The sequence below is a fragment of the Streptomyces roseirectus genome, assembly GCF_014489635.1.
In the GTDB taxonomy this organism is placed as follows: domain Bacteria; phylum Actinomycetota; class Actinomycetes; order Streptomycetales; family Streptomycetaceae; genus Streptomyces; species Streptomyces roseirectus.
Window position 1 is genome coordinate 4,203,515 of record NZ_CP060828.1, and the last position, 19,367, is coordinate 4,222,881.

23 protein-coding genes are annotated in these 19,367 nt (G+C 68.6%); 7 read left to right on the forward strand and 16 right to left on the reverse strand.

Annotated elements, in window-relative coordinates:
* Nucleotides 1–24: 24 nt before the first annotated feature.
* The 5 genes from IAG44_RS17440 to IAG44_RS17460 form a co-directional block, all read right to left on the reverse strand.
* Nucleotides 25–1,056, reverse strand: a complete 1,032-nt coding sequence (locus IAG44_RS17440) for an ATP-binding cassette domain-containing protein (protein ID WP_187748017.1) — start codon at nucleotides 1,054–1,056, stop codon at nucleotides 25–27.
* A 135-nt stretch (nucleotides 1,057–1,191) separates the two neighbouring features.
* Entirely contained in the window at nucleotides 1,192–1,833 is a 642-nt protein-coding gene (locus tag IAG44_RS17445) for a PadR family transcriptional regulator (protein ID WP_187748018.1), read from the reverse strand.
* 18 nt (nucleotides 1,834–1,851) lie between these two features.
* On the reverse strand, nucleotides 1,852–2,391 hold the full coding sequence (locus tag IAG44_RS17450; protein WP_187748019.1) for a DinB family protein: 540 nt from the start codon (nucleotides 2,389–2,391) through the stop codon (nucleotides 1,852–1,854).
* Between the two features lie 322 nt (nucleotides 2,392–2,713).
* Nucleotides 2,714–4,177, reverse strand: coding sequence for an aldehyde dehydrogenase family protein (locus IAG44_RS17455; protein WP_187748020.1), 1,464 nt, complete (start codon nucleotides 4,175–4,177; stop codon nucleotides 2,714–2,716).
* Between the two features lie 211 nt (nucleotides 4,178–4,388).
* Nucleotides 4,389–5,213 carry a helix-turn-helix domain-containing protein gene (locus IAG44_RS17460; protein WP_187752736.1) on the reverse strand — a complete coding sequence of 275 codons (825 nt, stop codon included), beginning with the start codon at nucleotides 5,211–5,213 and terminating at the stop codon, nucleotides 4,389–4,391.
* 386 nt (nucleotides 5,214–5,599) lie between these two features.
* On the opposite strand from IAG44_RS17460, the gene IAG44_RS17465 reads away from it, so the two are divergent.
* Nucleotides 5,600–6,088 carry an ATP-binding protein gene (locus tag IAG44_RS17465; protein WP_187748021.1) on the forward strand — a complete coding sequence of 163 codons (489 nt, stop codon included), beginning with the start codon at nucleotides 5,600–5,602 and terminating at the stop codon, nucleotides 6,086–6,088.
* Nucleotides 6,089–6,185: 97 nt separating this feature from the next.
* On the opposite strand, the gene IAG44_RS17470 is transcribed toward IAG44_RS17465, so the two are convergent.
* The 5 genes from IAG44_RS17470 to rpmG form a co-directional block, all read right to left on the reverse strand.
* Entirely contained in the window at nucleotides 6,186–6,446 is a 261-nt protein-coding gene (locus IAG44_RS17470) for a DUF397 domain-containing protein (protein WP_187748022.1), read from the reverse strand.
* Nucleotides 6,447–6,993: 547 nt separating this feature from the next.
* Nucleotides 6,994–7,230 (reverse strand): 30S ribosomal protein S18, encoded by a 237-nt coding sequence (rpsR, locus tag IAG44_RS17475; RefSeq protein ID WP_187748023.1) that lies wholly within the window; start codon nucleotides 7,228–7,230, stop codon nucleotides 6,994–6,996.
* Nucleotides 7,230–8,684 carry a GTP-binding protein gene (locus IAG44_RS17480; protein WP_187748024.1) on the reverse strand — a complete coding sequence of 485 codons (1,455 nt, stop codon included), beginning with the start codon at nucleotides 8,682–8,684 and terminating at the stop codon, nucleotides 7,230–7,232. The genes rpsR and IAG44_RS17480 overlap by 1 nt, the downstream gene beginning before the upstream one ends.
* Nucleotides 8,681–8,935 (reverse strand): type B 50S ribosomal protein L31, encoded by a 255-nt coding sequence (locus tag IAG44_RS17485; protein ID WP_187748025.1) that lies wholly within the window; start codon nucleotides 8,933–8,935, stop codon nucleotides 8,681–8,683. The genes IAG44_RS17480 and IAG44_RS17485 overlap by 4 nt, the downstream gene beginning before the upstream one ends.
* A gap of 5 nt (nucleotides 8,936–8,940) precedes the next feature.
* Nucleotides 8,941–9,105, reverse strand: coding sequence for a 50S ribosomal protein L33 (gene rpmG / locus IAG44_RS17490; protein WP_003999141.1), 165 nt, complete (start codon nucleotides 9,103–9,105; stop codon nucleotides 8,941–8,943).
* Nucleotides 9,106–9,167: 62 nt separating this feature from the next.
* Between rpmG and rpmB the strand changes: the two genes are divergently transcribed.
* The 4 genes from rpmB to IAG44_RS17510 all read left to right on the forward strand — a co-directional run bounded on the left by rpmB (nucleotide 9,168) and on the right by IAG44_RS17510 (nucleotide 10,896).
* Entirely contained in the window at nucleotides 9,168–9,404 is a 237-nt protein-coding gene (rpmB, locus tag IAG44_RS17495) for a 50S ribosomal protein L28 (RefSeq protein ID WP_187748026.1), read from the forward strand.
* Complete coding sequence (gene rpsN, locus IAG44_RS17500; protein WP_187748027.1) at nucleotides 9,404–9,709, forward strand: 30S ribosomal protein S14; 306 nt, start codon at nucleotides 9,404–9,406, stop codon at nucleotides 9,707–9,709. The genes rpmB and rpsN overlap by 1 nt, the downstream gene beginning before the upstream one ends.
* A 439-nt stretch (nucleotides 9,710–10,148) precedes the next feature.
* Nucleotides 10,149–10,304 (forward strand): hypothetical protein, encoded by a 156-nt coding sequence (locus IAG44_RS44545; protein WP_343075740.1) that lies wholly within the window; start codon nucleotides 10,149–10,151, stop codon nucleotides 10,302–10,304.
* A 46-nt stretch (nucleotides 10,305–10,350) separates the two neighbouring features.
* The gene (locus IAG44_RS17510) at nucleotides 10,351–10,896 is read left to right on the forward strand and encodes a DUF4232 domain-containing protein (RefSeq protein ID WP_187748028.1); all 546 of its coding nucleotides are present in this window, start codon (nucleotides 10,351–10,353) and stop codon (nucleotides 10,894–10,896) included.
* 18 nt (nucleotides 10,897–10,914) lie between these two features.
* Here IAG44_RS17510 and IAG44_RS17515 read toward each other — a convergent pair whose 3' ends face one another.
* From IAG44_RS17515 to IAG44_RS17540, 6 genes are all read right to left on the reverse strand, one after another.
* Nucleotides 10,915–12,027, reverse strand: coding sequence for a DUF2786 domain-containing protein (locus IAG44_RS17515; protein ID WP_187748029.1), 1,113 nt, complete (start codon nucleotides 12,025–12,027; stop codon nucleotides 10,915–10,917).
* Between the two features lie 23 nt (nucleotides 12,028–12,050).
* Entirely contained in the window at nucleotides 12,051–13,379 is a 1,329-nt protein-coding gene (gene mycP, locus IAG44_RS17520) for a type VII secretion-associated serine protease mycosin (RefSeq protein WP_187748030.1), read from the reverse strand.
* Nucleotides 13,380–13,409: 30 nt separating this feature from the next.
* Nucleotides 13,410–14,963: a WXG100 family type VII secretion target gene (locus tag IAG44_RS17525; RefSeq protein ID WP_187748031.1), complete on the reverse strand. Its 1,554-nt coding sequence runs from the start codon at nucleotides 14,961–14,963 to the stop codon at nucleotides 13,410–13,412.
* A gap of 219 nt (nucleotides 14,964–15,182) precedes the next feature.
* The gene (locus IAG44_RS17530; RefSeq protein WP_187748032.1) at nucleotides 15,183–15,656 is read right to left on the reverse strand and encodes a hypothetical protein; all 474 of its coding nucleotides are present in this window, start codon (nucleotides 15,654–15,656) and stop codon (nucleotides 15,183–15,185) included.
* A gap of 151 nt (nucleotides 15,657–15,807) precedes the next feature.
* Complete coding sequence (locus IAG44_RS17535; protein ID WP_187748033.1) at nucleotides 15,808–17,979, reverse strand: hypothetical protein; 2,172 nt, start codon at nucleotides 17,977–17,979, stop codon at nucleotides 15,808–15,810.
* A 5-nt stretch (nucleotides 17,980–17,984) separates the two neighbouring features.
* A complete protein-coding gene (locus IAG44_RS17540) occupies nucleotides 17,985–18,311 on the reverse strand; it encodes a hypothetical protein (protein ID WP_343075741.1) in 327 nt (108 codons plus the stop codon).
* A 293-nt stretch (nucleotides 18,312–18,604) separates the two neighbouring features.
* On the opposite strand from IAG44_RS17540, the gene IAG44_RS17545 reads away from it, so the two are divergent.
* Nucleotides 18,605–18,868, forward strand: coding sequence for a CopG family transcriptional regulator (locus IAG44_RS17545; protein WP_187748035.1), 264 nt, complete (start codon nucleotides 18,605–18,607; stop codon nucleotides 18,866–18,868).
* The gene (locus tag IAG44_RS17550) at nucleotides 18,865–19,278 is read left to right on the forward strand and encodes a PIN domain-containing protein (protein ID WP_187748036.1); all 414 of its coding nucleotides are present in this window, start codon (nucleotides 18,865–18,867) and stop codon (nucleotides 19,276–19,278) included. Before IAG44_RS17545 ends, IAG44_RS17550 begins: the two co-directional genes overlap by 4 nt.
* Nucleotides 19,279–19,367: the final 89 nt, after the last annotated feature.

Consider the following 19,367-nt stretch of genomic DNA (forward strand, 5'->3'; position numbering starts at 1 on the left):
TGGTTGAGTGCGGGTTCGTCGTGGTCAGTTGTGGCTCGCGGCCGTAGTTGTCTCGGCGTCGCCGCCCTGTGCCGTTGCCCTCTCGGTCCTGCTGTTCTGCGTGCCCGGTTTCTCCCCCGGTGTCCGCTTCCCCTCCCCCGTCAGGTGTAGGAACACCTCGTCCAGGGTTGGGCGGCGTAGGGAGATGTCTTCGGGCTCCATGCCGGCGGCGGTGAGGGCTTGGAGGGTTGTTGAGAGGGTGGTTAGGCGGTTGGGGGCTGGGGCGCTGAGGAGGCGGCGGGATGGGGTGAGGGTGGTGTTGGGGAGGGACAACAGGGTGGCGGCGGTGGGGAGTTGGTGGGCGTGGCGGAGGGTGATGTCGATGCGGTCGCCGCCGGTGGCGGACTTCAGGGCGTCGGGGGTGCCCTCGGCGGCCACGCGGCCTTGGTCGAGCACGGAGATGCGGTGGGCGAGTTGGTCGGCCTCTTCGAGGTACTGGGTGGTGAGGAGGACCGTCGTGCCGGTGGCGGCGAGCGCGCGGACGGAGGTCCAGAGTTCGGTGCGGGCCCGGGGATCGAGGCCGGTGGTGGGCTCGTCGAGGTAGAGGACTTCGGGGTCGGTGATGAGCGCGGCGGCGAGGTCGAGGCGGCGGCGCATGCCTCCGCTGTAGGCGCGGACGGGTTTGCGGCCGGTGCCGGCGAGGTCGAAGCGGGTGAGGAGTTCGGCGGCGCGGGTGCGGGCGCGCCGTGCGCCGAGGTGGTGGAGGCGGGCGAACATCTCCAGGTTCTGCCGGCCGTCCAGGTCCTCGTCCAGCGCGGCGTGCTGGCCGAGGAGGCCGATGCGGCGGCGGACCTCGCGGGGGTGGCGGACGACGTCGTGGCCGGCGACCTCGACGCGGCCGGCGTCGGGGCGAAGGAGGGTGGCGAGGATGCGGACGAGGGTGGTCTTGCCGGCGCCGTTGGGGCCGAGGAGGGCGTGGACCTCGCCCCGGGCGACGGTGAGGTCGAGGCCGTCGAGGGCGGGTTTCGTGCCGTAGGTCTTGTGGGCGGCGGTGACGGTGATGGCCGGGTCGGGCATGGACGCTCCCCCTTTTAGTCAAAGTTGACTAGTTGGCGGGGTCGAAGGTAACGGGGTCACGTCGATTGGTCAAACTTGATTAGCTGCGCCGATCGTCGAACAGACGTCGTCGGCAGCCGTCGTCGACCGTCGGCCTCAGCGATCGTCCCCGGGGTGCCTCTCCCCCGTCGCGTACGGGTTCTCCTGGCCCTCCGCCAGGACGCCGACGAACGGCTCGCCCTCCCCCGCGAAGGAGTACGCGCCGCCCTTGATGCGGGTGATCAGGCCCCGGGTCCACTCGGCCTCGCCGTCGGCCGTGTGGATCCAGAAGTGCATGATCTCGCCGATGTGGCCGAGCTGTTCGGGGCCGTCCTCCGGGATGTAGTAGTCGGTGACGGCCCCCCGCCAGCGCTCGATGCGCCGGATGCGCTCCTCCAGGAGGGTGATGACCTCCCCCCTCGGGAGGTCCACCATGCCGCCGAGGGCCGCCGACTTGACGTCCGTCTTCTGGTCGTACGAGGTCAGGGCCTCGCGCAGGAGGCGGAGGTATTCCTCGGTGCCGGCGGGGGTGATCTCGTACTCGGTGCGCGGGGGGCCGCCGACGGTCGAGGGGGCGATCTCGTGCTCGTGCAGGAAACCCTGTTTCGCCATCTGTTTCAGGGCGTGGTAGATCGAGCCGGGCTTCGCGTTGGACCACTCGTGCGCGCCCCAGTACTCCAGGTCGCTGCGCACCTGGTAGCCGTGGGCCCGGCCGTGCTGACGGACCGCGTTCAGCACGAGGAGGCGGATCGCTGACATGCGGTCCAGGTTATGGGGTCAGCTTTTCGCCGCGAGGTCGACCAGCTCGAAGGCGGTCTTGCCGTCCAGGGACTCGCGGACGATGTCGGCGTGGCCGGCGTGCCTCGCGGTCTCCCGGATCAGGTGCAGGAGGACCCAGCGCAGGGAGACCCGGCCCTCCGGCGGGAACCAGGGCTGGTCCGGGAGCGCGAAGGTCCGGTCGAGGGTGTCGGCGCTCCTGATGAACGCCTCCGTCTCCGCCGCGACCTTCTCCCAGTACGCGAGCTGCTCCTCCACCGTCTCGTCGCCGACCAGCTGGAAACACTCGTGCCAGTTCGAGAACTCCCTGTGGACGGCCGGCTCCTCCCCCTTCGCCCGCGCGATCCAACTCTGCTCGACCTCCGCGACGTGCTTCACCAGGCCCCCGAGCGACAGCTCACTCGCACTCGGCTTCGACACCGCCTGCTCCTCCGTGAGCCCGAACACCGCCCGACGGATACCGCCACGCTGCTCCTCCAGGAACGCGAGCAGCGCGCCTCGCTCGTCGCCGGGGGCCTCTGCGGGAACGTGAGTGACCATGGGTTTGCCTTTCGCCGGGGCGGGGTGGCTGACATCCATGAAGGTAGGGGAGATGTAGGTCAGATCCTGTCCGCGACGGGCGGGGATCGGAAACGAGCGTGCACGAGGCGTCGGGCTTCTGCGGTACCGGGAGGCTGAGAGGGGGCGCTGCGGGCCAAGGACGTCGGCGGCATCCAGGGGCGACTTCAGGGGAGGCCGGGCGAGAACGTCAAGGTGCCGCTGCGGAGGCGACGGCGCGAGGCGTGCGGGATCGTCGCGAGTCGGGCGGGCAGAAGGGGCCGGCCCTGCTCGGCGTCGCGGTGAGGAGGGGTCAACCAGGGGTTCAGAAGGGGAACTTGCTGCGGCCCCGTTGGACTGAGATCCACTTGAGAGTGGTGAAGGCGTCCAGGGTGGGTTCGCCGTTGAGGCGGCCTATGCCGGAGTGTTTTTCGCCGCCGAAGGGGATGAGGGGTTCGTCGTGGATGGTGCCGTCGTTGACGTGGAACATGCCGGTGTCGATGCGTTTGGCGAAGGTCACGCCGCGTTCGACGTCGGCCGTGTGGACGGCGCCGCTGAGGCCGTAGGGGGAGTCGTTGACGATGCGGATGGCCTCCTCCTCGCCGTCGAAGGGGACCAACAGCGCGACCGGGCCGAAGATCTCCTTGTGCAGCAACGCCGAATGGCTCGGGACGTCCGTCAACACCGAGGGTTCTACGAGGTTGTTGGTGGTCTCGCCGCGGACCAGGACCGTCGCGCCCTCGGCCACCGCCTGGTCGACCGCGGCCGTCACGGCGTTCGCCTGGAGGGAGTTGATGACCGGGCCGATGACGGTCTGAGGGTCACTGGGGTCGCCGGTCTTCAACGTCTTCACCTTGGCGACGAACTTCTCCGTGAACTCGTCGGCGACGGAGCGGTCGACGAGGACACGGTTCGCGGCCATGCAGACCTGGCCCTGGTCGACGTAGCGGCTGAAGACGGCCGCGTCGACGGCGTAGTCGATGTCCGCGTCGTCGAGCACCACCAGCGCGCTGTTGCCACCCAACTCCAGGACCGTCCGCTTGAGTTGGGCCGCACAGACGGTGGCGATGTGGCGGCCGATCTTGTCAGAGCCGGTGAAGGAGATGACCTTGGGGACGGGGTGCTCGATGAAGGCGTCGCCGATCTCGGCTATGTCCGTGAGGACCACGTTCAGCAGGCCGGCGGGCAGACCCGCGTCCTCGAAGAACTTGGCGATCAGGGTGCCGCCGACGATCGGCGTCTCCTGGTGCGGCTTCAGGACGACCGCGTTGCCGAGGGCAAGCGCCGAGGCGACCGGCTTGATCGACAGCAGGAAGGGGAAGTTGAAGGGGCTGATGACACCGACGACACCGACGGGCTCCCGGTAGAGGCGGTTCTCCTTGCCCTCGATCGGGGACGGCAGGAGTCTCCCTTCGAGGCGCAGCGTCAACTGGGCCGCCTCGCGCAGGAATTCCTTCGCGAGGCCGATCTCGAAGCGGGCCTTGAGGTGGGTGCCGCCGAGTTCGGAGACGATGAAGTCGGTGATCAGCTGCTCGCGGTCCTCGACGAGACGCAGGACGCGTTCGAAGACGTCGCGGCGGGTGTAGGGGTTGGTCGCGGCCCACTCGCGCTGGGCGCGCTGGGCGGCGCGGTACGCCTGGTCGACCTCGTCGATCGTCGCGATCGTGATGGAGGCGAGTTTGACGCCGTCGTACGGGTTGACGTCGATGATGTCCCAGGAGCCGGTGCCGGAACGCCACTCACCGTCGATGAACTGCTGAGCCAGGTCGGTGAAGTCGGAGGACGACATGTGATCCCTCAATCCCTTGCCGCCGAAGCAGTGGAGGCAGACCCCCGCGATCCGTCTCCGAACAGCCGTTCAAGCTGATCACACGTCATCGTACTGACGAATACGGGCCGTTGGAGGAGAAGTTGTTCAACAGGCAAGCAACCACGCCGTGTTCATAGGGTTTTCCCTATCCCACGGAGGACGACGCTTGCCGGTTCAACTGACGTTTACATCAAGAGAGTTGCAGCAGACCCCGCAGGAGGTCCCGGCTCTCCGCCGGGGACGGGCTGTCGTCCTGGAGTTCGCGCAGAACCTGCTCGTACTGCGCGACGTCCTCACGTTTGTCGAGGTACAGCGCGCTGGTGAGCTGTTCCAGGTAGACGACGTCCGAGAGGTCGGACTCGGGGAAGCTGAGGATGCTGAACGCGCCGGACTCCGCCGTGTGGCCGCCGAAGCTGAACGGCATCACCTGGAGGCGGACGTTGGGCCGCTCGGAGAAGTCGATGAGGTGCTGGAGCTGCCCGCGCATCACCTCGCGGTCACCGTAGGGACGGCGCAGACCGGCCTCGTCGAGCACGACGTGGACGTCGGGCGGGTTCTCGGAGACGAGGTACTTCTGGCGCTCCAGGCGCAGCGCGACCCGGCGGTCGATGTCGGCGGCGGAGGCGTTCTTCATGCCCCGGGCGACGACGGCGTGCGCGTACGCCTCGGTCTGGAGGAGGCCGGGGACGAACTGCACCTCGTAGGAGCGGATCAGGCAGGCGGCGCCTTCGAGGCCGACGTAGGTGGGGAACCAGGACGGCAGGACGTCGGAGTAGCTGTGCCACCAGCCGGCCACGTTGGCCTCCCGGGCGAGGCCGACGAGGGCGGCGCGCTCGGCGTCGTCCGTGATCCCGTACAGCGTCAGCAGGTCCTCGACGTCCCGCGTCTTGAAGCTCACCCGGCCCAGCTCCATCCGACTGATCTTGGACTCGGAGGCGCGGATCGAGTAGCCCGCGGCCTCGCGTGTGATGCCCCGTGACTCCCGCAGCCGCCTGAGTTGCGAGCCGAGCAGCATGCGCCGCACCACCGATCCGGGCTCTCCCGCGCTCACGTTCGCCAGCCTCCCCAACCGTCTCCAGGGCCCGAAGTCTGCCACTAAATCACTCCGAGCAGTACTCGCCCGATTACAGAGACGGAAAGAAGTCAAACCTTCCTCGTGGGACCGCGCAAGAGCGCGGGCGGGAGAAGGGAGGGAGAACACAGGGTTCACGGGAGGGTTGTGCGAGAAGTTGGCGGAAAAAATGACCAACAACTGAGACTAGCGACTCATTCCGGGCGCGTGCACGTGCATCTGCCCTTGCATCCGCCGGTCGCATCCGAAACCATGGTCTCGCGCCACCGCTGCATCGCAACGACCGCGAATTCCCGGGAGTGCCTCGCATGGGGACGAATGGATCGACCATGCTCAAGCCATTACGGCAGGGCCTTCCGCCGCTGGATCCCGCGGCCGTGTCCAACGCCGCTTCCTGCGCGCTGCCCGCCCGCCTCGAAGCGGTGCGCGAGGCACGGCAGTTCACCCGCCGCACGCTCGGACAGTGGGACGTCGGCGACCGTTTCGACGACATCTGTCTGGTCGTCTCCGAACTCGTCACCAACGCGCTGCGGCACGGACTGCCGTCCGCCGAGGCCGAGTCGAACGGCTGCGCCGACCACCAGCCGCCCGTGCGGCTGCACTTGATGCGGTGGACCGGACGGCTGGTGTGCGCGGTGCGCGACCCCGGGCGGACGACGCCCGAGGCGCGCGAGAGCGACGACTTCTCGGCGGAGTCCGGGCGCGGGCTCTTCCTCGTCGACTCCTTCGCCGACAGCTGGGGCTGGCATCCGCTGGCCGGCGCGCTCGGCGGCAAGGTCGTGTGGGCCCTGTTCGGGCTGGGCACACCCGTCGAGTAGCCCCGCTGGAGGAGTACGGGCGCGGGCGCGCGAGTTCTACGCGCGTCACCGACCCTCGGTGTACCGACGCGGCCGCCCGGTCAGGCAGCGGCCGCGCTCAGCCCACGATCAGGTGGTCGAACTCGCCGTCCTTGACGCCGAGCAGCATGGCCTCGATCTCCGCGCGCGTGTAGACGAGCGCCGGGCCGTCCGGGAAGCGCGAGTTGCGCACCGCGACGTCGCCGCCGGGCAGGCGCGCGAACTCCACGCAGTTTCCCTGCGAGTTGCTGTGCCTGCTCTTCTGCCAGGCCACTCCGTGCAACTGCGTGGCCTTCATGCCGTTATACACGTCGCGTCCCCCGTCAACGTCGTGGTCCACAGGTCGCTCCCTGGTGGTGCACAAGGCTCATGTGTCCATTGGTGCAGTGGTCAACTGTCCGGATCATAACTCCGTTCATGTGCAGTTGCATGAGCAGATGCACGTGCACGCGGCGTGCCGCCATGGTTACAGGTTTTGACGCGCGTTTTACCGAACGCGTTCCTCGGGCACGCACCTACAAGGACGCACGACCCGGCCTCGGTGTTCCTGTCTTCAACCGTTTGGTCCAGTCCGGTTGTTGGCCGGATCATGACCCTCCGGCGGACGGCCGGGCTCCACTTGCGGCACCATACGGCGCCCGGTCCGGGGAACGGGGTGGGGCTGAGGTGCGGACGTGGTGCGAGTGCTGTGTGGGCGGCCCCGGGATACGGCTCCCGCCGGGGGTGCGGTCAGGTGTTCGGCTGAGCGCGGGTACGGGAGCCTCCGACTGTGGCTCCGGGGCGGACGTAGCCCGCAATGACGCGAGGGGCGGGAGGCTGTTCGGGACAACTCCCGTAAGCCTTCCGCCCCTTGTGGGGTTTCGCCGTCAACTGCCGGCCGCGTGGCGTTACTTCGACGCGTACGGCAGCAGGGCCATCTCCCGCGCGTTCTTGATCGCCCTCGACAGGGCGCGCTGCTGCTGGGCCGTGACCCTGGTGACCCGGCGGCTGCGGATCTTGCCGCGGTCCGAGATGAACTTCCGCAGGAGGTCGGTGTCCTTGTAGTCGATGTACGTGATGCCCGCCTGGTCCAGGGGGTTGGGGCGGGACTTGGGGGGCTTGCGGTCGAACTTGCGGGGCGGCATCAGATCTCCAGGAGGGTGTCGAAGGCGGGGGGCAGGTGTTTCCAGGCGGTGCGGCCCGCCGCGTATTCGGCGTCCGTCAACAGGCAGGACTCCAGGAGGCTTTCGAGGCCGTCGCGGTCCAGGCCCGGGGAGGTGAAGACCAGGTGCTGGCAGCAGTCGCCGTGTTCCGGGTGCCAGTCCAGGGCGGCGGCGGCTCGGCGGACCGGGGGGACCATCTCCCAGGCCGCGTCCGGGAGGGACGCGAGCCAAGGGCCTGCGGCCTCCACGCAGAGGGCTCCGCCTGCGGCGTCCCAGTGCAGGAGGACGTCCGGCTTGTCCGCCAGCCAGAAGCGGCCCCGGCTGCGGGCTGCCGCGCAGGTCAGGTCCTCCAGGGCCGCGTAGAGGCGTTCCGGGTGGAAGGGGCGGGAGCGGTGCCAGACGAAGGTGGTGACGCCGTGGTTGTCCGCTTCTGCCGGGAGGAGGGCGCAGGCGGGGTGTTGGGCTGCGGCTGCGGCTTCCACGTCGAAGCCGGCTAGGGCTTCGCGGGCGAGGGGGGTGGGTTGGGGCGCGTTGGCGGGTGCGGGTGCGTTGTGGCCGTTCGCGCAGTTCCCCGCGCCCCTGAGGTCCGTGGAGGGTTCAGGTGCTTCGTTTGCTGCGGGTGCGTCGTGGCTTGTCGCGCCGTTCCCCGCGCCCCTGAGGTCCGTGGCCCGCTGAGGGGATTCGTCGGGTGCGGGAGCGTCGTGGTTGGTCGCGCCCCGCGGCGGAGCCGCAGATTGATCCAGCCCCGCGCCCCTAAAAGCCTCTGCGTCAGCCTCGTTTGCCAGTAGGGCGTCCCAGTCCACCTCTGTGGGGTTTATGCCCGCCAGGTCCCCTTCCTGGTGGCCGCCTGTTATGGGGACCTGGCGGGCTGTCGGGTGGAGTTGGGTGAGGAGTTCGCGGTCTTCTTCGTCTGCGTCGGGGGAATCGAGGATCGCTAGGACTGGGGCGTATTCCAACTGGCGGGCGAAGGTGTCGGCGATGGTGCGTTGGTCGGTGGGGGCGGCGGCGAGGCCGGCGTCGGCGAGGTCGTCGCCGTTGCCGAGGTAGGGGAGGAGGAGGGCGGGGTCTACGGCTGTGATGACGCCGGTGACGTCTAGGCCGCCCGCTGCTACTACCTCCGCCATGGCCTTTGGCTCCACCGAGTCCCAGAGTTCGACGATCGCCAGCGGGGTCTCGTCGGCGCGGGAGAGGCGGCGGAGTTCGGGGACCAGGTCCTCGCGGAGCGCGCAGCAGGCGCAGTCGTTCGAGAGGGGGGCCTCGCCGGTCTCCCGGATGCCCGTGGCGTCCTGGATGGTGCGGATCACCTTGCCCGAGACGGCCGTCGCGAGGTCGTGGTGGAGGACGACGCTGCCGGGGACGTCCCTCAGGAGCTGTGCGACCGTCGCCTTGCGGGCCGCCGTGTGCAGCCCGCCGACGATCACGACGGACAGGCTCACGCGCCCGCCCGCTTTCCGTAGCGCTTCTCGAAGCGTTCGACGCGGCCGGCCGTGTCCAGGACGCGGGCCGTGCCGGTGTAGAAGGGGTGGCTGACGTTCGAGATCTCGACGTCCACGACCGGGTAGGTCTGGCCGTCCTCCCACTCGATCGTCTTCTCGCTCGTCATCGTCGAGCGGGTCAGGAAGGCGTAGTTCGCGGCACGGTCACGGAAGACGACGGGCCCGTACGCCGGGTGGATTCCCTCTCGCATGGCTTTCAGCGCTCCTCTCGGAAGTCGACGTGGCGGCCGACGACCGGGTCGTACTTGCGCAGGGTCATGCGGTCCGGGTCGTTTCGGCGGTTCTTGCGGGTCACGTAGGTGTAGCCGGTCCCCGCCGTGGAGCGGAGCTTGATGACCGGGCGGAGTTCGTTGCGTGCCATGCTGGTACCTTACTGAAAACGACTTCCATTAGCGACAAGGGATTGAGAGAGGTAGGTCACTCATGTCGGCGCATTGCATGCTGACGGGGGCGCAGCCGGGGTTCGGGAACCGGATCTCGCACTCGCACCGGCGGACTTCGCGGCGGTTCGACCCCAACATCCAGTCGAAGCGGTACTGGTTGCCCAGTGAGGGGCGGTACGTGCGGCTGCGGCTGTCCGCGAAGGGGATCAAGACCGTCGACTCCATCGGGGTCGAGGCGGCCGTGGTGCGGATCCGGGCGCGGGGGGTGCGGGTCTGATGGCGAAGAAGAGCAAGATCGCGGCGAATGAGCGGCGGCAGGAGATCGTCGCGCGGTACGCCGCTCGGCGGGCCGAGTTGAAGGAGATCATCCGGCGGCCGTCGTCCTCCGAGGAGGAACGGGCCGCCGCCCGGCGGGAGTTGGAGCGGCAGCCGCGTGACGCGAGCGCTACGCGGGTGCGGAACCGGGATCAGGTGGACGGGCGGCCCCGGGGGTATTTCCGGGCGTTCGGGTTGTCCCGGGTGAGCTTGCGGGAGCAGGCGCACGCGGGGTATCTGCCGGGGGTTCGGAAGAGTTCCTGGTAGGTCGGGTGCGGGTTGTGTGTGGTTGCTCGCGCCCACGCGGCGGTAGCCGCAAATCGGTACAGCCCCGCGCCCCTGAAAAAGCGGGTGTGGCTGGTAGCTTGCCGTCGTTCTCGGCTTCTAGGGCTTGGAGTGTGCGGTGGCTTCTGTGGGCTTGCGTGGCGCGGGTTTGGTGGTGGGGGCCGTTCTGATGGCTGGGTGCAGTGGTGGGGGTGGGGACTCGCCGTCGCCTTCGCCCGAGCCGTCGACGGCCTCCTCCTCCCCCGCCGTCCCTTCTCCGTCGCCGTCCGCCTCCTCCCCCACGCTCTCCGGGAGTTGGCTCGGGACCGGGGGTGGGGAAGCCGTGGTGTTGATGGTGGATGGGGGGAAGGCGTCGCTGTATGCGACCGGGGGGACCGTGTGTAACGGGACGGTGGGGGCGGGGGTGGTTCGGTTGAGGTGTGTGGCGGGGAAGAAGGACCGGACCGTCGGGACGGTGGACTCCCTGGGTGCGGAGAAGTTGGTGGTGACGTGGGCGGGGAGTGTGGGGAAGGAGACGTACACCAAGGCGGACGGGAGTGTGTTGCCGTCGGGGGTGCCGACCGGGGGGCTCGGGTAGGGGATGATCCCCCTGGCTATCGTCACTCGTTCCTAGGGATCAGTTCATGCGCGCCGTTCCGCTCCGTCTGTGTGTCGCCGTGTTCTCCGCGGCTCTTGTGCTGTCCGCCTGTTCCGGGGGCGGTGACGACGAGAAGAACGCGGACGCCGGCGCGTCGCCGTCCGCTTCCGCCGCCGGGGGCGGGTCGGGGTGTGCCGCGGACAAGCTGGACGCGGCGGTCGGCGCGGTCAACGCGGCGCCGGGGGTCGGGGACAGCGGGAACGTCACGTTCACCCTCACCAACACCGGCGCGGAGTGCTCCCTGGCGGGCTTTCCCCAGCTGGAGTTGAAGGCCGGCGGTGCCTCCGCCGTCGTCCCGCAGGACCCTGCGGCGGTGGCGCAGGAGGTGACGTTGCCGGAGCAGGGGACGGCGTCGTTCACGGTCACCTACACGCGCGGGGACGGTGACAAGGCGATCAAGGCGACGAAGCTGGCGTTCGGGGTGGCCGCCGGGGCGGTCAAGGAGTTCGACTGGTCGTACGGGGATGTCGTGCTCGCCGATGCCAAGAAGGCGGACGCGACGGTGAGCGGGTTCCAGCAGGCCGGGGACTGATCCTGTGGGCGGGGGACTCTAGTCCCGTAGGCGGGGGCGGTTTTCGACTGTTGCTCTGTCGGCCGCCTCCGCGCCCTCCGTCCAGCCGGCCTCGTCGGTGATGCCTCGTAGGCGGGTGGTGACGGTGTGGGGGAAGAGGTGGTCCGTGGCGGTGGTGACGGCTATGTCGCGGGTGGCCAGGACCGGGAGGAGGGTTTCGGGGATCTGGGTGCGGGTCGCCTCGGTGAGGCGGGCGCCCACGCGGTGGGCGTAGGCGGCCAGGAAGGACTGGCGGAACGTCTTCGTGCGCTTGCGGCCCGAGGCCCGCTGGGCGGCTTCCGCGCGGGTCATCGCCGTCTCCGCCTGGACGAGGAGGGAGGCGTAGAGGAGTTCCACCGCCTCCAGGTCGGCCTCGAAGCCGACGACCGTGGAGAAGCAGAAGGGTTCGTTCCACACCGACTTGCAGTGGTTGGCGTCCGCGACCGCGTCCAGGAGGACGGCCTTCGCCTGTTCGTAGGGGGGTTCCACGCCGATGCGGCAGGCCGTGGGGGTGTCGGGGGACGGGGTTCCGGCGGCCAGCAGTGCCTCGTCCACGCTGTGGCGGGCCATCAGTTCCTGGGCCTTCGCGGTCAGGGCTTCGGCCTCGTCCGGGTAGGTCGTCGCCTCCGCCTTCGCCAGGAGGGCGCGGATCTTGGCGAGGGTGCGGTTCGTGGTGGGGGCGGTGGGTTTTCCGGGTTCCGTCAGGGGTTCCAGGGTGGGCAGGCGCAGGAGGAGGCGGTACAGCTCCAGGAGGTTGGTGGCCTCGGTGAAACGGTCCGTTCTCGGTGGGGGGTTGTCCGGGAGGGCCGTCAGCTGGGCGGTCCAGCGGGGGCCCCGGTGTTTGTCCGACTTCGCCTGGGTGCGGATCAAGGTGGTCAGGTGGTGGGTGTGAGCGGGGGTGAGGTCCCTGCGGGTCAGGCGGACGAGGTCCGCGGGCTGCCAGCCTCTGTGCCATGCCGTCGTCAGGAGGTCTTCGCCTCTGGCGCGCAGGTCGGCGTCCGTGGTGGGGTCCGCGGCCAGGAGGGAGGCGGCCGTGTCGAGGGTGGTGTCCGTGGTGTCGTACAGGGCCGTCTTCAGGGCCTGGGTGACTGTGGGGTGGGGGTGAGTGCTCACGTGATATCTCCGAGGATGCCCCCTCAGGACGTGCCGGAGTCCTGGCCCGGTGGGGGGACGCTGCCGGGCATGACGGGGGGCGGGCCGAACCCCTGCTGAGGAGACGGATGCTGCTGGATCCGGGGTTCTGGCGGGGTGGCGGTGCGGCGCTTGCGGACGACGACGGCTGTTGCCGCGCCGATCGCGACGAGGGCCGCGATCCCGAGGCCGAGCCAGGAAGTTCCGTCGTCCCCCTTGGAGGAGGCTGCCGCCTTCGCCGGTTCGCTCGCTCTGGCGGACGGGACCGGGCTGGGGGACGCCGACTGCCGCGCCTCCGCGAGGTCAGGGAGGGGGTAGACGTCCGCCGGGCCCGGGTCGCCGGGGTTCTGGAGGGCGATGCGGGGGCGGACGATGCCGTAGCCGATGGCGTCGTTGCGCTTGGCGCCGTCCGTAGGGCCACCGATGGTGTTCAGCATCACGCGCAGGACCTGGTTGTTCGTCCACGTGGGGTGGACGGACCAGATCAGGGCAGCGCTGGCAGAGGCCAGGGCGGTGGCGTCGCTGGTACCGCTGGTGGTGCAGAGGCCGGTCTTGCCACCGCAGGCGTGGACCATGTCCTCGCCGGGGGCGGCCATGTCAACCTGGGGGCCGTACTGAGAGAAGTCAGTCCGGTGAAGGTCCTTGCCGACCGCCGCGACGCCGACGACACCGGGGGTGGCCGCCGGGTACTCAGGCAAGTTGGCCTCGTTCCCGCTGTTTCCGGCAGACGCGAAGATCAACGAGCCCTTGTCCAAAGCGTACTTGACCGCCTCGGCTACTTCCGGCGTGTCCTCCCGGGCTGCCTGGGAGACGTTGATGACCTTCGCGCCATGGTCAGCGGCGTAGCGAATTGCTTGTGCGAGAGCCTCGTTGAAGATTTTGTTCCCTTCGGCCATGTTGGCCCCTGCGCCACTCTCGGGCAGGCGGATCGGCAGGATCTTGGCACCGGGAGCAAGGCCGAAGGAGCCGTTCCCGCCGAAATTGGCACCGGTCGCCGCGATCAGGGCGGCCATGCCGGTGCCGTGGCCCAAGGTGTCGTAGTTGGTGTGTTCGTCGCCGGGCTGATCTGTGGCGTAGTCCTTGCCCGGGAGAACACGCCCTACGAGGTCAGGGTTGGTGGGGTCGACACCGGTGTCGATGACCGCGACCGTCACACCCTTGCCGGTGCTGGTCTTCCACATGCTCTCGGCCTGCATCCGGTCCAGGTACCACTGGCGCTGGCGGATCGTCTCGGCACTGGCGGCCGGCGCTGTGGCAGCGCCCGTCAGCAGCAGACCGAGGACCGTGGCCGCGACGACACGACGGACCCCGCGTCGCGTACTGCTGGCACTCATGGACTTCCCTCTCCCTGTTTCCTGAACGCGTCAGTCGACGACCGGCGGCACGGTGGGCCGATGGTTCCGACGCCAAGTCTCCTCGTCCTCGGTGGCTCCGTACGGCCGACCACTTCCGTTTCTCGCGTTCCGGAGAGGAACTGATTGGGACGGGCCTGAGGCCGCAGCCCCCGTCCGGCCCTCGCCGGGGCGTCCTGCGGCGGTTGTGCCGCCGGTGACCGGGGTTCGGACGGCGCCGGGCACCTGTCCTCCCGTGTTCCTCGGCCGCTGGATGGAACTACCTCCTACGACACCGGCGTTGGAGGCGGGGCGCCCTCCGACGATGCCACCGGAGCCGGATGGGGAGACCGGACGGCCGCCGGGGGCCGTGCCGGGGGTGCCCGCCGCCCTGCCGAACGGATTCGTCGTACCGGGGGTGTGGCCCATGGGCCCCATCGGGCCGCGTACGGGCGCGCCTTCCCCTCCCACGACCGTGCCGCGCGGGATGGCCCCGGTCGGCCGGCTCTCGGAGGGGAGGACGGGACGGCCGCCGATGATGCCGTTAGAGCCGCCGGAGATGCCTGGAGTGCGGCCGAAGACCGTCCCCGGCTCGTGGCCGACCGGGGACATGGGCACTCTGCCCGCCCCGAGCGTGCGGCCCTGAGGCGTCGGGTTGTTGACGGGCAGGGCTTGCCCGCTGCTGAACAACGGAGGCACGGGGCCGGTCTGTGGTACCGGCCCCCTCACGGGGCCGGGATCGGCAGGAACGCGTGGGGTGTCCACCGGAGTCTGCGTCGGCAACGTACCGACCGAGTCGATACCCGTCCGCACCGGAGGCAAGGTCTCACCCGGGACACGCGGCTGGACTACGGGAGCGCCGGAGACCTGCCCCACAGGAGAAACCCCAGCCGATTCGCTCCCCGCCGCCCCGCTACTGGCCGCATGGAGCGTCCTGGCGGAAATTGTTCCGGAAGATCCAGCGGTCCCAGAGTCGGCGACGCCTTTGGCATCAGCCGACAAAACGTTTTGAGGCATGACCGCCTGGGGCGGCGGTGGAAGTCTCGGTCTCTCCAACGAGTTCAGCTGCGTAGCCGACCAGGAGTACGACTGTGCCAGCTTGTTCATCTGGGTGGCCGCCTCCAGGCGAACCTTCTCCTGATCCGCCTTCAGAGCTGCCAACTCCGCCGACGACTTGGACGCGATGGAGGCCGCGTCGGGGTCGTTGCGCGCGGCGTTCACGGCGGCAAGGTTGGCCGTGGTGCCGGGCAGATCGCGGGGGATGGCGGACTGGGCCAGGGAGATGGCGTCCGAGGCATGCCCGAGCCAGGTGCCGGAGTCACGGCTGAAGTCGCTCAGACGCAGGGTCGCGTTCGCGAGGTCAGCCGCCCAGGTGCGAAAGGCGTCGGCGCCCTCGCCCTTCCAGGCCACCCACTGCGGACGGACCTTCAGTTCCTCGGCGATCTTCTCGATCTCGTCGGCTGCCTTCTTCAGACGGTCCGCCGCGCCGCTGACCACGCCCGCGTTCGCCTGGTCCAGCCACGCGAGCATCTGCTCGTGGCTCATGCCGTCGAAGAACGTACCGCCCGAACTCTGAGCGTCACGCATCAGACCGTCCCGCCCTCGACCGGCATCCCGTCACCCTCCCCGCACGAAGCGTGCCATCAACTCTAACCGCCGCCTTCTGACAGCTGACTTCCGAGGGCTGTGCCGTTCATCCAACCCTCACCTCCGTTCGTTTCGCGTGAGTACTTCTACTCAGCCGTGGTCCTCACTTCTGCCGGGAGAGATTCCACCTGGCGCCGCACGATGTTCGTCGGGGTCGCGTTATTTTTCCTTGAAGCGGGGGAGTTGTTCCGGGAAGTCCTGGTTCCCTTGGCACTTGCCCAGGGTGTAGGCGCGGCGGGTGAGCTCGTAGGCGTAGTCGGCCAGTTCTTGCCGCAGAGGGAGTCCAGTGATCAGGCTTTCCCCGGTCACCGATACATAGGCGATCAGTGCGTACCCCTGCCTGGCGTCTGACACTTCGGTTCCAGCGGGAACACATGGAATGTAGACACTGGAAAAATCATCTCTGGACAGGGCGGAAAACTCTCCTGTGGACACCAAGTTCCCTTTGGCGTCCGAGGATTCGACTCCATAGTGCTTCTGCCATGCACTTCGCGAAGAGTCTTGGATGTCCACGCCTCCTGAAAGGATGGAATCACCGGCGAAGATTCCGCAGGAGAACTTGAAGTTATCTCTTGTGCCGGAGGTGCTGAATTGCTCTTTCGCTGTTCGCGTTTCTGGCAGCAGGCGGATCACGCTGTCTCGGCCTGCGGCGCCGTCGCAGACCTTTCCCGGGAGTCGTTCGAGTCCCTTGGTGAAGATTTCCTGATAAGCGAACCAGCCTCCTACTGCTAGAGCCAAGGCGGTTGCGCAGAGGACTATATCTTTCCGCTTACCTTTCATTGAGTCAGTTCGGCCTTTCCATGCTTCGCTCCAAAATTGTGCTGCTCGAATCCCATCCATCATTGACGGCGTTGCGGACGATGCTGTTCATCTCGTCCTCCGGGAGGTCTATGTCGTGCCGGTTCAGTGCGTCCTGGACGGACCACTGTGCCATTTGACTGACCGATTCCTGGTATGCGTTGAGGTCCTGTCCGGTCCGGTATATCGCCGCGTCGACCGTGCCCTCCATCTCCCTTCCCTCGAAGATTTGTTTCACGGCTGTGGCGGCGACTCCGGAGAAGGCGGCGCTTCCTACGGCGGCCACCGGGGCGAACGGCAGCGGTGCCAGGGCGGCAAGGCCGCCGGCTCCTGATGAGATGGCCGTGTTGAAGAGGTCTCCTTGCGTCTCGAGGCCGTCGTTGTGGTCCTTCTCGGATTCGGCGGCGTCCTTGATCTCGGCGTCGGCGACGGCGTGGCCGACGATCCCTTCGATGATTCCCGCGTTCCTCCCGATGTCTTCGAGGACTCGCTCCCGCGATCCTTCGAAGAGGGACGGGTCTGTCAGGTGAGCTTCGAGCAGGCTGGCGGTGTAGATGCTCTCCCCGTAGATGATGCCCGCTCTGCCTGCCGGGTCCAGTGCGACAGCCGACAGGAACCGTGCGACGTCTGTCTGATCGAGCCCGTCATTTTTCTCGCTGTTGGTGAGGAAAGACGCTTCTGAATTCGGCCCGCCCAGTACCCGGCTGATCTCCGGCATGTAAGAAGCCGCCATATGCCCGAAGCTCTCCCCCATCTCCCGCTTCACCAGGTCCGAGCCCCCGTCAGGATCGGCGACCGCCGCCATGATGTTGGCCATGAGGTTCACCTGTGCCGCGCTGTGTGGTGGCGCCACATACGCGGGATCCCCGGCGGGCACCCCCGTCACCGCCGCCTCCAGGGCGCGTCCCAGTGGGCCGCCCCGGTCCGTGTACTGGGTGGTGCCGAGCAGTCGGTCAAGGTCGGTCTTGGAGGCGAACGCGTGGGTCGCGGCCTCGGGGTTGTGGGACAGGCCCTCGAAGAGACCTTCCAGGGGGTCGCGGCCGGTGCCGTCGCCGAAGACGAGGTCGAGGCCGTCGTGGCCGTTGACCCACAGGGCGTCGGTGTTGGACTCGCCCGCGCCCTTGTCCGCCTTGAAGAGTTTCTCCCGGTGGGCGTCGAGGAACTCGGTGTCGTAGCGCCCTTCCCGCATCAGGCTGCTGATCACCTGGGAGCCCAGCGCTCCTACCGGGTTCATCGATCCGGCGGCGCGGAAGTTGGTGTTGCTCTCGGCGAGGACGTCCTTCTTCCAGTCCTTCATGGCGTCCGACTCGGAGAACGATGCGGTGGCCAGGGTGAGGCTCAGGTTCTCCTGGAGACTCTTCATCGTGTCGAGCTCGGCGCCCCGCGCGCCCGCGTGGGCGTGGGCCATCTCGGTCCAGAACTGGAGTGTGCCCTTGGCGCCCAGCTGGGTGGCGAATCGTTCGGAGAAGAGCGGGTCGTCGCGGTACTGCTCCATGGTGCGGTTGAAGGCGGTGATTCCGGCGGGTGTCATGTCCGCCGGCTTCCTGGCCGCCTTCGCGAGCTGTTCGGCGGCGGCGACGGCCTTGGCGGCGGAGTCCCGGTCCGCGTAGGCGGCGTCGGTGAAACCGTGCTCGGCCTGGTCGGCGAGGAGGGTGAGGACCTTCGCGGCACTGCTGTCGCTCTCGGTGGCCTTGCCGAGGATGCGCTGGATCTCGTCGCGGAGGCTTTCGGCGGCCTTCTGGCTCTGCGCGTCGGTCTTTCCGCTGGGGTCGGACGCCCAGTCGGGACGGACAGAACGGGTGACCTGGAACGTACCGGCGCCGGTGTCGAGTACCACCAGTCCCAGTTTCCCGGCCCGCTCGATCGCGTCGTTCAACTGGGTCCGGTAGCCCAGCAGTTCCTTGTGCGTGTCACCCAGGATCTTGGCGATGGAGTCGGCCTGCGCGTGCGCGTCGGTGAACTCCGCGGCGGTCTTGTCGACGAACTCGCGGGTGACTGAGGCGTTGACCCCGGCCCACTTCGCCTTGTCCGACTTCGCTTTGAGGTTGTCCCGCGCGTCCCCCTTCAGGGTCGCGAGTTTGGACGTCATCTGCTCCCAGTCGGTGACCGCCTCACCGAGTTTCGTGAGGTCACCGAACCGGAGTGCTTCCAGGTCCATCGGCGTCAGTGGCCTTTCCGCTCGTCAAAACCCCGATCGAGGACGGAGATGCTGCTGACCGCGCCTCCGATGTAGGAGTCGGCCCCGCCGTGCAGGGTCTGCGTGTAGCGCAGGTGGTTGGAGATGTGCGCGCAAGCGTCCAGCAGCGAGCGGGACTGCTCGCTCCACCGCGTCGCCACATGCCCGAGCGCCGCGCCGAGGGCGTACCCCTCGCTCTTCAGCCCGCCCGCGGCGGCCTCCGAAGCGATCTGCGCGTGACGGCTGTACACCCCGAAGTCGTCGAACAGATCATGCGCGGCCTTGCCCACCGCCTCCAGGTCAGCGTTCCGCACCCGCAGATCACCCTGGGACGGGCCGCCGTCCGAGTCGGACAAGTGACTGTTAAGCTGCATCCCCGTGGACTGCCGTTGCGCCGCCGCGGCTTTGAGCTGCTCCCACTCGTCCCACGCCATGCGCGGCGCCCTCCCCGTCCCCGTGGTGATACCCGGCCGTGGCGGACGGGATCACGGCACCGCCGGGACAACTCCCGCCACCTCCAGGGAGATTACCGTTCCTTTGCTCGATCTTGCATGAGAGGTGATCGCGCACGGAGGGAAGCGGGAGGATGCAAGGTAGGATAAGTAGCATGACCGAGCCCACCGGTAAGTACTCGATCACCATGCCGCGCGACATCGCCGAAGCCGCCAAGGCCCGCAGCGGCCCCTCCGGCCTGTCCGCCTACGTCGCCGCGGCCGTCGCCCGCCAGATCGAGCGGGACAACCTCAACGAACTCATCACCGTGGCAGAGGCCGAACACGGCCCCGTCCTGGACGGAGAGATCCAGGCACTGCGCGACCAGCTCCACCAGGCCCGAGAGCAGCAGACCCGAGGCGGGGCGAACGCCGCGTGACCCCCTCTCCCGCCGTCCCCGGCGGCACCCTGGTCCTCGACAGCGAGGGACTGGCCAAGGCGGTCATGCGCGACCGCGCGGTCACCGGCTGGCTCGCCCTCGCCCGGGCCGACGACCTCCGGGTGATCACCTCCGCTGCCACGCTCGTGGAGGTGATCCACCCACGGATCAATCGCCCGGCCCTGGAATGGACCCTGTCCCGCCTCGTCGTCGAACCGATCACCGAGCCCATCGCCCGGCACGCCGCAGCGCTCCTCGCGGACGCCGGCCTACACGGCCACAAGTACGCCGTCGACGCCATGCTCAGCGCCACGGCACTGGCCGCCCCCGGACCCGTCACCGTTCTTACCTCCGACCCTGAGGACCTCACCGCGCTCTGCCTCGGGCGCGTCACCGTCATCAAGATCTGAGCTCGAGGGCTATGGCGCGGGCACCTGCGCGAAGGAGATGCCCGACACCCGCACACGGAGGGGTGCCCTCACCCGAAGACGTGAGCACC

Excerpts from the sequence above, each read along its gene's own strand:
- IAG44_RS17510 (WP_187748028.1), top strand. The coding sequence starts at position 10,351 with ATGCGCGCCGTTCCGCTCCGTCTGTGTGTCGCCGTGTTCTCCGCGGCT.
- IAG44_RS17545 (WP_187748035.1), top strand. The coding sequence starts at position 18,605 with ATGACCGAGCCCACCGGTAAGTACTCGATCACCATGCCGCGCGACATC.
- IAG44_RS17485 (WP_187748025.1), bottom strand. The coding sequence starts at position 8,935 with ATGCGAGAGGGAATCCACCCGGCGTACGGGCCCGTCGTCTTCCGTGAC.
- IAG44_RS17535 (WP_187748033.1), bottom strand. The coding sequence starts at position 17,979 with ATGGACCTGGAAGCACTCCGGTTCGGTGACCTCACGAAACTCGGTGAG.
- IAG44_RS17440 (WP_187748017.1), bottom strand. The coding sequence starts at position 1,056 with ATGCCCGACCCGGCCATCACCGTCACCGCCGCCCACAAGACCTACGGC.
- rpmB (WP_187748026.1), top strand. The coding sequence starts at position 9,168 with ATGTCGGCGCATTGCATGCTGACGGGGGCGCAGCCGGGGTTCGGGAAC.
- IAG44_RS17455 (WP_187748020.1), bottom strand. The coding sequence starts at position 4,177 with ATGTCGTCCTCCGACTTCACCGACCTGGCTCAGCAGTTCATCGACGGT.
- mycP (WP_187748030.1), bottom strand. The coding sequence starts at position 13,379 with ATGAGTGCCAGCAGTACGCGACGCGGGGTCCGTCGTGTCGTCGCGGCC.
- IAG44_RS17465 (WP_187748021.1), top strand. The coding sequence starts at position 5,600 with ATGCTCAAGCCATTACGGCAGGGCCTTCCGCCGCTGGATCCCGCGGCC.
- rpsR (WP_187748023.1), bottom strand. The coding sequence starts at position 7,230 with ATGCCGCCCCGCAAGTTCGACCGCAAGCCCCCCAAGTCCCGCCCCAAC.
- IAG44_RS17460 (WP_187752736.1), bottom strand. The coding sequence starts at position 5,213 with ATGCTGCTCGGCTCGCAACTCAGGCGGCTGCGGGAGTCACGGGGCATC.
- IAG44_RS17445 (WP_187748018.1), bottom strand. The coding sequence starts at position 1,833 with ATGTCAGCGATCCGCCTCCTCGTGCTGAACGCGGTCCGTCAGCACGGC.
- IAG44_RS17450 (WP_187748019.1), bottom strand. The coding sequence starts at position 2,391 with ATGGTCACTCACGTTCCCGCAGAGGCCCCCGGCGACGAGCGAGGCGCG.
- IAG44_RS17525 (WP_187748031.1), bottom strand. The coding sequence starts at position 14,963 with ATGCGTGACGCTCAGAGTTCGGGCGGTACGTTCTTCGACGGCATGAGC.
- rpmG (WP_003999141.1), bottom strand. The coding sequence starts at position 9,105 with ATGGCACGCAACGAACTCCGCCCGGTCATCAAGCTCCGCTCCACGGCG.
- rpsN (WP_187748027.1), top strand. The coding sequence starts at position 9,404 with ATGGCGAAGAAGAGCAAGATCGCGGCGAATGAGCGGCGGCAGGAGATC.